Origin of the sequence: Vibrio aquimaris (assembly GCF_009363415.1) — a bacterium.
GTDB lineage: Bacteria > Pseudomonadota > Gammaproteobacteria > Enterobacterales > Vibrionaceae > Vibrio > Vibrio aquimaris.
Map to the genome: position 1 here is coordinate 2,981,390 of NZ_CP045350.1, position 12,344 is coordinate 2,993,733.

Genomic DNA, 12,344 nt, shown 5'->3' on the forward strand with positions numbered 1-12,344 from the left:
TAATACCAACCTGAGTAAAAATATGATCGAATTGAGGCTGTTACTTCTTCGTGATAAATGACGCTATGGACAGTCTCAATAACATTGATTTCAAAAAGCTTGCTAGCCAACAAAAATCTATTCAAATGAAGATGCGATTGCTCGCATTGGCTCACTTTAAAGATGGTCACTCTCGAACCCAAGTTGCTAAGTTCCTTAGGGTAAGCAGAACCAGTGTGAATAAATGGGTACAAACGTTCCTTGAAGAAGGGCTTGAAGGGTTGCAAGAGAAACCAAGAACGGGTCGCCCAGCATTTCTTAACGCGATGCAGCGAGAAGAATTACGTCAGTATATAAAAGCTCGAGCGATGGATTCGTCTGGCGGTCAATTAACTGGTAACGATATTCATGCTTATATCGTTAATAAATTTGGCAAACACTACCACCCAGATTCGATCTACTACTTGCTCAACCATATGGGCTTTTCTTGGATAACTTCACGCTCCAAGCACCCTCGTCAATCCCAGCCAATCCAAGACGATTTTAAAAAAATTCAAAATTGAAACGATCCTTAAGATCCCCGGTCACATGGGGCTTGATAACGTCGATGTCTGGTTTCAGGATGAAGCAAGATTTGGCCAGCAAAACACGACAACTCGACTTTGGGCTAAACGTGGATCAAGATCAAGAGCAGTAAAACAGCAGCAGTTTGAATATGCTTATTTGTTTGGCTCAGTATGTCCCGCTAGAGGTATTGGCGAGGCGTTGGTCGTTCCTCGGGTTAACAAGGATACTATGGTTGAGCACCTTAAGCAGATATCCACGGCGACCGAAAAAGGTCGTCATGCAGTAGTCATTATGGATGGTGCTAGTTGGCATACAGATGACATTGCAGAGCAGTTTAGTAATGTCAGTACCATCAAACTCCCGCCCTACTCACCAGAACTCAACCCGATAGAACAAGTGTGGAGTTGGTTGAGGCAGCACTATCTAGCCAACCAATCGTTTACCGATTACGACGATATCGTTGCCAAAATCTGTGCTGCATGGAATCGCTTTTTGGATAGCTCGAAAAGAGTCACTAAGATGTGCTCGAGAAGATGGATAGAGCTGACCAGTTAATTTTCCAGATTGGTATAATGGAAAACAATAAATTAGAGTGTTAGATAAAAGAAAACCCCAGTATTGCTGCTGGGGTTTAGAAGAAGTGGCGGAGCGGACGGGACTCGAACCCGCGACCCCCGGCGTGACAGGCCGGTATTCTAACCAACTGAACTACCGCTCCGCACTGGTTAGACCTAAGTCTAAATATAAAGCCTGGCGATGTCCTACTCTCGCATGGGGAAGCCCCACACTACCATCGGCGCTATTGCGTTTCACTACTGAGTTCGGCATGGAGTCAGGTGGGTCCACAATGCTATGGTCGCCAAGCAAATTCTTTCTCTCTATCTCTAGAGAATAACTTGGAAAGCTGTTTTTGTTCTTAACACATTCAATGTTCTAGTTGAGTCCATCAAAACCCTTTGGGTGTTGTATGGTTAAGCCTCACGGGCAATTAGTACAGGTTAGCTCAACGCCTCACAACGCTTACACACCCTGCCTATCAACGTTCTAGTCTCGAACAACCCTTTAGGACCCTCAAGGGGTCAGGGAAGACTCATCTTAGGGCTCGCTTCCCGCTTAGATGCTTTCAGCGGTTATCGATTCCGAACTTAGCTACCGGGCAATGCGTCTGGCGACACAACCCGAACACCAGAGGTTCGTCCACTCCGGTCCTCTCGTACTAGGAGCAGCCCCCTTCAATCTTCCAACGCCCACGGCAGATAGGGACCGAACTGTCTCACGACGTTCTAAACCCAGCTCGCGTACCACTTTAAATGGCGAACAGCCATACCCTTGGGACCGACTTCAGCCCCAGGATGTGATGAGCCGACATCGAGGTGCCAAACACCGCCGTCGATATGAACTCTTGGGCGGTATCAGCCTGTTATCCCCGGAGTACCTTTTATCCGTTGAGCGATGGCCCTTCCATACAGAACCACCGGATCACTATGACCTGCTTTCGCACCTGCTCGAATTGTCATTCTCGCAGTCAAGCGGGCTTATGCCATTGCACTAACCTCACGATGTCCAACCGTGATTAGCCCACCTTCGTGCTCCTCCGTTACTCTTTGGGAGGAGACCGCCCCAGTCAAACTACCCACCAGGCACTGTCCTCAACCCAGATAATGGGTCTAAGTTAGAACATCAAACATACAAGGGTGGTATTTCAAGGATGGCTCCATGCACACTGGCGTGCACACTTCAAAGCCTCCCACCTATCCTACACATGTAGGCTCAATGTTCAGTGCCAAGCTGTAGTAAAGGTTCACGGGGTCTTTCCGTCTAGCCGCGGGTACACTGCATCTTCACAGCGATTTCAATTTCACTGAGTCTCGGGTGGAGACAGCGTGGCCATCATTACGCCATTCGTGCAGGTCGGAACTTACCCGACAAGGAATTTCGCTACCTTAGGACCGTTATAGTTACGGCCGCCGTTTACCGGGGCTTCGATCAAGAGCGTCGACTTACGTCTAACCCCATCAATTAACCTTCCGGCACCGGGCAGGCGTCACACCGTATACGTCATCTTACGATTTTGCACAGTGCTGTGTTTTTAATAAACAGTTGCAGCCACCTGGTATCTGCGACTCTCATTAGCTCCATCCGCGAGGGACTTCACCGACAAGAGCGTACCTTCTCCCGAAGTTACGGTACCATTTTGCCTAGTTCCTTCACCCGAGTTCTCTCAAGCGCCTTGGTATTCTCTACCCGACCACCTGTGTCGGTTTGGGGTACGATTCCTTACAATCTGAAGCTTAGAGGCTTTTCCTGGAAGCATGGCATCAATGACTTCACTACCGTAGTAGCTCGACATCGTGTCTCAGCCTTGTAGAGAGCCGGATTTACCTAACTCTCAAGCCTACGCACTTGAACCTGGACGACCGTCGCCAGGCCCACCTAGCCTTCTCCGTCCCCCCATCGCAATTGTAAGAAGTACGGGAATATTAACCCGTTTCCCATCGACTACGCCTTTCGGCCTCGCCTTAGGGGTCGACTTACCCTGCCCCGATTAACGTTGGACAGGAACCCTTGGTCTTCCGGCGAGGGGGTTTTTCACCCCCTTTATCGTTACTCATGTCAGCATTCGCACTTCTGATACCTCCAGCATGCTTTACAACACACCTTCAACGGCTTACAGAACGCTCCCCTACCCAATACGATAAATCGTATTGCCGCAGCTTCGGTTTACAGCTTAGCCCCGTTACATCTTCCGCGCAGGCCGACTCGACTAGTGAGCTATTACGCTTTCTTTAAATGATGGCTGCTTCTAAGCCAACATCCTAGCTGTCTAAGCCTTCCCACATCGTTTCCCACTTAGCTGTAATTTGGGACCTTAGCTGGCGGTCTGGGTTGTTTCCCTCTCCACGACGGACGTTAGCACCCGCCGTGTGTCTCCCGGATAGTACTTACTGGTATTCGGAGTTTGCAAAGGGTTGGTAAGTCGGGATGACCCCCTAGCCTTAACAGTGCTCTACCCCCAGTAGTATTCGTCCGAGGCTCTACCTAAATAGATTTCGGGGAGAACCAGCTATCTCCAGGTTTGATTGGCCTTTCACCCCTAGCCACAAGTCATCCGCTAATTTTTCAACATTAGTCGGTTCGGTCCTCCAGTTGATGTTACTCAACCTTCAACCTGCCCATGGCTAGATCACCTGGTTTCGGGTCTATATCCAGCAACTCGACGCCCAGTTAAGACTCGATTTCTCTACGGCTCCCCTAGATGGTTAACCTTGCTACTGAATATAAGTCGCTGACCCATTATACAAAAGGTACGCAGTCACAGGACAAGCCTGCTCCTACTGCTTGTACGTACACGGTTTCAGGTTCTATTTCACTCCCCTCACAGGGGTTCTTTTCGCCTTTCCCTCACGGTACTGGTTCACTATCGGTCAGTCAGTAGTATTTAGCCTTGGAGGATGGTCCCCCCATATTCAGACAGGATATCACGTGTCCCGCCCTACTCGATTTCACTGAACACGCGTCGTCAACTACGGGACTATCACCCTGTATCGTCGGACTTTCCAGACCGTTCGTCTAACGCGTGTAAAGCTTAAGGGCTAATCCAATTTCGCTCGCCGCTACTTTCGGAATCTCGGTTGATTTCTTTTCCTCGGGGTACTTAGATGTTTCAGTTCCCCCGGTTCGCTCTGTTAACCTATGAATTCAGTTAACAGTAACTGCTTATGCAGTTGGGTTTCCCCATTCGGAAATCCCAGACTCAAATGGTTTTTACTACCTAATCTGGGCTTATCGCAAGTTAATACGTCCTTCATCGCCTCTGACTGCCAAGGCATCCACCGTGTACGCTTAGTCACTTAACCATACAACCCCAAAGGGTCTTAGATTAAACAACCAAAGTGTCTGCAATTATTTAAACATGATGCAGACTCGATTTTGCCGGACTCAAATATAAACAACACACTAAGGTGTTGTTTCCAAGAACACTTGAATGTGTTTATTGGTGTTTATCTTTCGATAAACATTGAGAACTTTACAAACAATCTTATTCACAAAGAATCAAGATTGTTTTGTCAGCTTTCCAAATTGTTAAAGAGCAGATTCATTAAAGAACCATGTTTAAGAACACTTAAGACTTTCTATTTCAAAAGAAATGCGCTTAAAGATGGTGGAGCTAAGCAGGATCGAACTGCTGACCTCCTGCGTGCAAGGCAGGCGCTCTCCCAGCTGAGCTATAGCCCCATCAGGTGATACTGTATGCCACGTCTTATTGGGAATAAGATTGGTGGGTCTGAGTGGACTTGAACCACCGACCTCTCGCTTATCAGGCGAACGCTCTAACCACCTGAGCTACAGACCCAGTATCGTCTCTAAAACTTCTAAACCATCAATCTGTGTGGACACTTGTCTTAATAATCATCGTATAAGGAGGTGATCCAGCGCCAGGTTCCCCTAGCGCTACCTTGTTACGACTTCACCCCAGTCATGAACCACAAAGTGGTGAGCGTCCCCCCGAAGGTTAAACTACCCACTTCTTTTGCAGCCCACTCCCATGGTGTGACGGGCGGTGTGTACAAGGCCCGGGAACGTATTCACCGTGGCATTCTGATCCACGATTACTAGCGATTCCGACTTCATGGAGTCGAGTTGCAGACTCCAATCCGGACTACGACGCACTTTTTGGGATTCGCTCACTTTCGCAAGTTGGCCGCCCTCTGTATGCGCCATTGTAGCACGTGTGTAGCCCTACTCGTAAGGGCCATGATGACTTGACGTCGTCCCCACCTTCCTCCGGTTTATCACCGGCAGTCTCCCTGGAGTTCCCACCCGAAGTGCTGGCAAACAAGGATAAGGGTTGCGCTCGTTGCGGGACTTAACCCAACATTTCACAACACGAGCTGACGACAGCCATGCAGCACCTGTCTCATAGTTCCCGAAGGCACCAATCCATCTCTGGAAAGTTCTATGGATGTCAAGAGTAGGTAAGGTTCTTCGCGTTGCATCGAATTAAACCACATGCTCCACCGCTTGTGCGGGCCCCCGTCAATTCATTTGAGTTTTAATCTTGCGACCGTACTCCCCAGGCGGTCTACTTAACGCGTTAGCTCCGAAAGCCACGGCTCAAGGCCACAACCTCCAAGTAGACATCGTTTACGGCGTGGACTACCAGGGTATCTAATCCTGTTTGCTCCCCACGCTTTCGCATCTGAGTGTCAGTATCTGTCCAGGGGGCCGCCTTCGCCACCGGTATTCCTTCAGATCTCTACGCATTTCACCGCTACACCTGAAATTCTACCCCCCTCTACAGTACTCTAGATGACCAGTTTCAAATGCTATTCCGAGGTTGAGCCCCGGGCTTTCACATCTGACTTAATCATCCACCTGCATGCGCTTTACGCCCAGTAATTCCGATTAACGCTCGCACCCTCCGTATTACCGCGGCTGCTGGCACGGAGTTAGCCGGTGCTTCTTCTGCAGCTAACGTCAAATGAGTATGCTATTAACATACCCACCTTCCTCACTGCTGAAAGTACTTTACAACCCGAAGGCCTTCTTCATACACGCGGCATGGCTGCATCAGGCTTGCGCCCATTGTGCAATATTCCCCACTGCTGCCTCCCGTAGGAGTCTGGACCGTGTCTCAGTTCCAGTGTGGCTGATCATCCTCTCAGACCAGCTAGGGATCGTCGCCTTGGTGAGCCCTTACCTCACCAACTAGCTAATCCCACCTGGGCATATCCTGACGCGAGAGGCCCGAAGGTCCCCCTCTTTGAGCCGAAGCTATTATGCGGTATTAGCCATCGTTTCCAATGGTTATCCCCCACATCAGGGCAATTTCCCAGGCATTACTCACCCGTCCGCCGCTCGACGCCGTTATCGTCACCCGAAGGGTCAGATAACTCGTTTCCGCTCGACTTGCATGTGTTAGGCCTGCCGCCAGCGTTCAATCTGAGCCATGATCAAACTCTTCAATTTAAAGTTTTGATTCCCTAAATAAATAGGGGAGGCTCAATGAATACTGAACATTACATAACGTAATGTTTGAATTGACTGTGCTCTTATTGGTGTTCACTTTTGAAAAAGTAAAACAAAACAGCTCAAGGCTGCTTCCCAATTCGAATGGTCACTTCGTATCATTGAAACCTAAATTGTTTCTAAAGAAACTATTTGGATTATCATCAACGAGTGCCCACACAGATTGATAGGTTTAGTTTGTTAAAGAGCGTTGCTTTGGACTGTTTATCTCTCAAAGCGGAGGTGAATTCTAGCGATATAATTTAAAGAGTCAAACACTTTTTTAAAATTATTTTTAATGGCTATTTCGACCTCACTAACACGCTTCAGACATATGCCTTACCCCGTGTCAGTGGGAGCGCATTATAGAGAGCTAGCGTGACTATGCAAGTGTTTATTTCAATTAAAATAGACATTAAGATGTTTTTGGTTGATTCCTAGACAAATCATCAGGCGCTATGTTCACTATATAAACGCATAAGCGTCTGCAAACATTTGTTCACTCTTAGCTCCTTTACTTTGGGTAAACTGTTCACGAGCAGCTCCTGCCATTTCAAAACGGCCAGCAATGTAGATGTCATAATCATCTAGTAAATCAAAGTCTTCATCTATGGCAGCCAAAACATTACCTCTTTTCCCTTGCCAACTAGAATCAGCTTGTTCTACAACTGGTATAAAATGAATGTTGCTGTGGTTAGATGCGATATCGTTAAGTTCTTCTATTGCGTATAGTTGGCATTCATCACGAGCTCCCCAGTAGAGGTAGATATTCTTAGAGTTATTTTGCGCAATACAGTGATCCAAAATAGAACGTACGTAACTAAAACCTGTTCCACCAGCGATTAAAAGTAGTGGTCGATCACTGTCTTCTCTTATCCATGCATCACCATGAGGCGCCTCAATGTTCACTTTAGAACCTTCATCCAAAGATTTTTGCATTATATCCACCACTTCTATGGCGTAGGCATTATGTTCAGCTGCACCAATATGAAGTTCAAGCTCACCGTGATGACGGCAGGGACTACTTGCTATCGAAAATGGGCGCTTGTCTTTTTCACCCATCACCACAGTTAGATATTGCCCAGCTTTAAAAGCCACGGGAGCTTCAGGGTGCAAAAGAATGCGATAAGTATTACTGGCTAGGGGCTCAATAGATTTCACTATACATTGGATAGTCATGGTATTCCTCTGGTCTACTTGCCGACGTAGACTCTGTGTCATGTGACGCCTCTCTCCAACAGTGAAGCGCCGCTTTTATTAGTTATAATTTCTTAACTCAGTGGTTTGATATAATATCATTTTAGTACTCGAGTAACGTCTCATATACCGAGCTTACTCCACTTAGCATCAACCTGCTCAACTAGATTAGGGTCTTTCTTAATCGGGATCCCCCACTCTCGTGTTACTTCACCAGAGAGCTTCTTGGTTGCATCCAGCCCTAGCTTTGCGCTCTGTCTGCCTTTTTCTTGGGCTATAGTTGCATCACGTAAAGGGTCCATTCTAGTCGTGATGGCCCAAATGATATCATTCCAATCATGAACATTAACATCATCATCACAAAGAATGACAAATCTAGCATCAAGTTTCTGTTGTGAAAGTTCCCATATGCTTTTTAGTAGCGACTGGGATTGTCCCGCGTGTGCTTTCAGCATCGAAATAATTACAAAAGCGCTTGTTCCCGAACTTGGCATAGAAATATCAATTATTTCCGGAAAAGCTTCACGTAGCTTTTCTAGTGTATCCTCCACAGTGACGTCGCTTGGCGCCGATAGAATATCTTGACGATTAATCTTTTCTGCGTCCCATTTTATAGTGGCATCTAAACCCATTTTAGAGCCAAGTCCAGCAATAGGAGAAGCAAAGTCCAACGAGTCAATCGGGGTGTTTTCTATTAATAAAGTATCAGCCGCAGGATCCATGTTCTGACACATTGCACTAACAACATCATTCCAACAACGAGCATTAACACTTTCATCGCAAACAAGGACAAATTTCGTATACATAAACTGACGTAAAAAAGACCATACACCCATCATTACTCGTTTAGCATGTCCTGGATATTGCTTTTTGATTGTCACTACAGCCATTCGATAAGAGCAGCCTTCAGGTGGTAAGTAGAAATCCACTATTTCTGGGAATTGTTTTTGTAATATAGGCACAAAAACTTCATTAAGTGCGACACCAAGGACTGCAGGCTCATCCGGCGGGCGGCCAGTATATGTACTGTGATATATAGGATCTTTACGCATAGTCACGTGAGTAACTGTAAAGACATGATGCCTTTCTTTTTCGTTGTAGTAGCCCGTATGGTCTCCGTAAGGTCCTTCATCGGCGTACTCATTTGGATCGATGTAGCCTTCGAGCACGATTTCAGCACTTGCTGGTACCTCGAGATCATTACTAATAGACCTCACTACCTCAGTTTTGCTCCCTCGCAACAACCCCGCAAATGCATATTCTGACAAGGTATCTGGTACAGGTGTAACCGCACCAAGAATAGTGGCGGGATCTGCACCAAAAGCAACAGAAACTGGAAAAGGCTCACCTGGCTTAGCCTCCATCCAATCTTTCAGATCAAGAGCTCCACCACGATGGGCAAGCCAACGCATGATTACTTTGTTCTTACTAAGTTTTTGTTGACGATAAATACCAAGGTTTTGACGCTTTTTAAACGGCCCTCGGGTGATAGTTAGCCCCCAAGTTAACAAAGGTGCGACATCGTCAGGCCAGCAACTCATTACTGGAATTTTATCAAGATCAACTTCATCAGCTTGCCAAATGATCTGCTGACACGCTGCATTACGTAACCTTTTAACCGGCATATTGAGTACCTGCCTAAATACAGGAAGCTTTTGCAATGCATCTTTAAAACCTTTAGGTGGTTCTGGCTCTTTGAGATAAGACAGCAATTTGCCTACATCACGTAGGTCCATCACATCATTGCGTCCCATACCTATTGCCACTCTCTCTGCGGTACCAAACAGATTGGTAAGCACAGGTATATCGTAACCAATTGGGTTTTCAAATAACAATGCAGGGCCACCTGCGCGTAGCACACGATCGCTTATTTCTGTCATCTCATAATGTGGATCAACAGGTTCAGAAATGCGCTTTAGTTTCCCTTCCCGTTCAAGGTGAACAATAAAATCGCGTAAGTCCCTAAAAATCATAGATCTGCTGTGAGTTGATTAGTCTGGGGGCAGTATAACAAAAAGAGAGATATCTCCATCCCCCTTTTTAATAAGGTTAATACTATTGTGACAAAGCATTCATAATAGCGTGGCTTCGCACCTGAGGATTATCGTTGGCAAGTTCTTCCAGCCATGGGGAGTAACCTTGATTGGCAAGTTCAGTCGCAACCATAGAGGCTTCATCATGCAAAGTCATTCGGTCAATCAGAAACGTTTTAACCTGTTCTTTCATTGGCTTAATACGCGCCAACTCCTTAATTGCTTGCTCTTTAAGACTAGGGTTATATGAGGCATTCATAATTTGCACTATGGAAAATCTATCCCCGACTTCAGCTAAACGGTTCAACTCCGACTGACTATGGAAATCAGCCCGCATTAACCAAAGTAGTTTGTAGACTTCAGAGTCTTTGCTGGCTTGTGCCAGTCGGACCATAATTTTTGACGAGGGTAACCAGCTTGTAACCGCTTCATCGGTTAATTGAGATGCTAGATTATCAATAGCTTTCGAGGATAAATTATCAAGTTCACGCAAAAATAGAGCTTCTTTCGCTTGAAGCTGATATTCATTACCTGACAACCAGTGCTTAAGATCCAGTTCTCCACGCTCAGCTTTGAGAACAAAGTCTAAGGCCAGTGTATCTTGCTTCCACCGTTTAAGTATGCGACTAGCGATTGCAGGGTAATTAAAAGCGGGAACAGAAAACTCATATCCCTCCCCTCTTTCCATAACCTGATAAGTGGGAGCCATAGATTTCTGCTGTTCAACAAACAGCGCCATTGAAGGCGTTAAGGGAATATTTTGTGCTTCTATCTCCCGCAACAAAAGATACCTAGCAACTTCCTGTTGCGGGAGTGCCATTCTTTCCAACGCAAAGCTCAGTGTATCTGTCTTACCTTGAATTGCAGATTGCAGCAAATCAGCCACCTTTCTGTTAATTTGTTGGCTATCAATCAGAAGATGAACTTGTTTAGGCTGCATTTCGGTTGCCAATGCACTTGGAACTCCGATGAATAAAGATGCACACAGGAGAACCGACGACAACATTCCTTGTTGCATGTTAACCTCCTTTTAACATTCTTACTCATTGTGCGGCTTATCAAACGAGAATGCAAACAAAAACGCCACCGACAGTGGCGATGGCGTTATGAGTCACAAATTATTATTGACGCCGCATTGCATCGAAAAATTCATCATTAGTCTTGGTCATCGCAAGCTTATCAATCAGGAATTCCATTGCGTCGATTTCTCCCATGGGGTGAACAATTTTACGCAAAATCCACATTTTCTGTAGCTCGTCCGTTTTAGTCAAAAGCTCTTCACGACGAGTACCACTGCGGTTGAAGTCAATAGCAGGGAAAACTCGCTTCTCCGCAATCTTACGATTTAGGTGCAGTTCCATATTACCTGTACCTTTAAATTCCTCGTAGATCACTTCATCCATCTTAGAGCCTGTATCTACAAGCGCAGTCGCGATAATAGTTAAACTGCCACCCTCTTCAACATTACGGGCAGCACCAAAGAAGCGCTTAGGACGGTGCAATGCGTTGGCATCAACACCACCAGTCAGGACCTTACCTGAAGAAGGAACAACAGTGTTGTAGGCTCTTGCTAGGCGAGTAATAGAATCAAGCAAGATAACCACATCTTTCTTGTGTTCAACTAAACGTTTCGCCTTTTCAATCACCATTTCTGCGACTTGAACATGACGTGACGCAGGTTCATCAAAAGTAGAAGCAACTACTTCCCCTTTAACCAAACGCTGCATCTCAGTTACTTCTTCCGGACGTTCATCAATAAGAAGTACCATCAGCTCACACTCAGGGTGATTATAAGCAATGCTCTGTGCAATATTTTGCAGCAGCATTGTTTTGCCCGCTTTTGGTGGAGCAACAATCAAGCCACGCTGACCTTTACCAATCGGCGAAGCAAGGTCTAAAACTCGTGCGGTAATATCTTCTGTCGAACCATTGCCTCGTTCCATCACCATACGCTCATTGGCGTGTAATGGGGTTAAGTTTTCAAACAGAATCTTATTACGTGCGTTGTCTGGCTTGTCATCATTAACCGTATTGACTTTTAACAACGCAAAGTATCGTTCACCGTCCTTTGGTGGACGAATCTTGCCAGCAATTGAGTCACCGGTACGTAGGTTAAAACGACGGATCTGACTCGGAGAAACATAAATGTCATCAGGACCGGCTAGGTATGAACTGTCTGCACTGCGCAAAAAACCAAAGCCGTCTTGAAGTATTTCCAGAACTCCGTCGCCAAATATATCTTCACCGCTTTTTGCATGTGCTTTTAAAATGGCGAAGATGATATCTTGTTTTCTCAAACGAGCTAGGTTTTCAAGGCCTAAGCTTTCGCCCAGCTTGACAAGATCAGACACTGGTCTGTTCTTCAGTTCTGTTAGATTCATGGTGGTGGATACTTGTTTAGTCAAAATAGGATCTGTTATTTAGTTAAGATGAATTCGGTCACAGGATCGACCAAGAAGAGAAACTTGTTTATTTAACGTGCGATAATCTAGCACTAAATACTAGCCTAGTCTAGATTTTGTTGATATTCAAAACCGTGCATCGATAAAAATGCACGGT

5 protein-coding genes, 3 tRNA genes and 3 rRNA genes are annotated in these 12,344 nt (G+C 46.0%); 1 reads left to right on the forward strand and 10 read right to left on the reverse strand.

All coding sequences use genetic code 11. From position 1 onward, the window contains the following. Nucleotides 1-65: 65 nt before the first annotated feature. Nucleotides 66-1,101 (forward strand): IS630 family transposase gene (locus tag FIV01_RS13840; protein ID WP_152431502.1). Its coding sequence is split into 2 segments (ribosomal slippage): nucleotides 66-524 and nucleotides 526-1,101, totalling 1,035 coding nucleotides; the frame shifts between segments, so codons are not numbered across the junction. 86 nt (nucleotides 1,102-1,187) lie between these two features. On the opposite strand, the gene FIV01_RS13845 is transcribed toward FIV01_RS13840, so the two are convergent. The 10 genes from FIV01_RS13845 to rho form a co-directional block, all read right to left on the reverse strand. Beyond that, nucleotides 1,188-1,264, reverse strand: a tRNA-Asp gene (locus tag FIV01_RS13845). 30 nt (nucleotides 1,265-1,294) lie between these two features. Continuing rightward, a 5S ribosomal RNA gene (rrf, locus tag FIV01_RS13850) occupies nucleotides 1,295-1,410 on the reverse strand. A 103-nt stretch (nucleotides 1,411-1,513) separates the two neighbouring features. Continuing rightward, nucleotides 1,514-4,403 (reverse strand): 23S ribosomal RNA (locus FIV01_RS13855). 303 nt (nucleotides 4,404-4,706) lie between these two features. Further along, a tRNA-Ala gene (locus FIV01_RS13860) sits at nucleotides 4,707-4,782 on the reverse strand. A 41-nt stretch (nucleotides 4,783-4,823) separates the two neighbouring features. Then, nucleotides 4,824-4,900: transfer RNA gene (locus FIV01_RS13865), tRNA-Ile, on the reverse strand. 64 nt (nucleotides 4,901-4,964) lie between these two features. Then, nucleotides 4,965-6,516 (reverse strand): 16S ribosomal RNA (locus tag FIV01_RS13870). Together the 16S, 23S and 5S rRNA genes with 3 tRNA genes alongside form the textbook arrangement of a ribosomal RNA operon. A gap of 504 nt (nucleotides 6,517-7,020) precedes the next feature. After that, nucleotides 7,021-7,734 carry an NAD(P)H-flavin reductase gene (fre, locus tag FIV01_RS13875; RefSeq protein WP_152431740.1) on the reverse strand — a complete coding sequence of 238 codons (714 nt, stop codon included), beginning with the start codon at nucleotides 7,732-7,734 and terminating at the stop codon, nucleotides 7,021-7,023. 140 nt (nucleotides 7,735-7,874) lie between these two features. Further along, on the reverse strand, nucleotides 7,875-9,725 hold the full coding sequence (gene ubiD / locus FIV01_RS13880; protein WP_152431503.1) for a 4-hydroxy-3-polyprenylbenzoate decarboxylase: 1,851 nt from the start codon (nucleotides 9,723-9,725) through the stop codon (nucleotides 7,875-7,877). Between the two features lie 82 nt (nucleotides 9,726-9,807). Then, entirely contained in the window at nucleotides 9,808-10,803 is a 996-nt protein-coding gene (locus tag FIV01_RS13885; RefSeq protein WP_152431504.1) for a hypothetical protein, read from the reverse strand. A 103-nt stretch (nucleotides 10,804-10,906) separates the two neighbouring features. After that, entirely contained in the window at nucleotides 10,907-12,166 is a 1,260-nt protein-coding gene (rho, locus tag FIV01_RS13890; RefSeq protein WP_114767716.1) for a transcription termination factor Rho, read from the reverse strand. Nucleotides 12,167-12,344 lie beyond the last annotated feature (178 nt).

Bases quoted from the DNA above. Each gene is read 5' to 3' on its own strand.
- fre (WP_152431740.1), bottom strand. From the start codon at position 7,734: ATGACTATCCAATGTATAGTGAAATCTATTGAGCCCCTAGCCAGTAAT.
- ubiD (WP_152431503.1), bottom strand. From the start codon at position 9,725: ATGATTTTTAGGGACTTACGCGATTTTATTGTTCACCTTGAACGGGAA.
- FIV01_RS13885 (WP_152431504.1), bottom strand. From the start codon at position 10,803: ATGCAACAAGGAATGTTGTCGTCGGTTCTCCTGTGTGCATCTTTATTC.
- rho (WP_114767716.1), bottom strand. From the start codon at position 12,166: ATGAATCTAACAGAACTGAAGAACAGACCAGTGTCTGATCTTGTCAAG.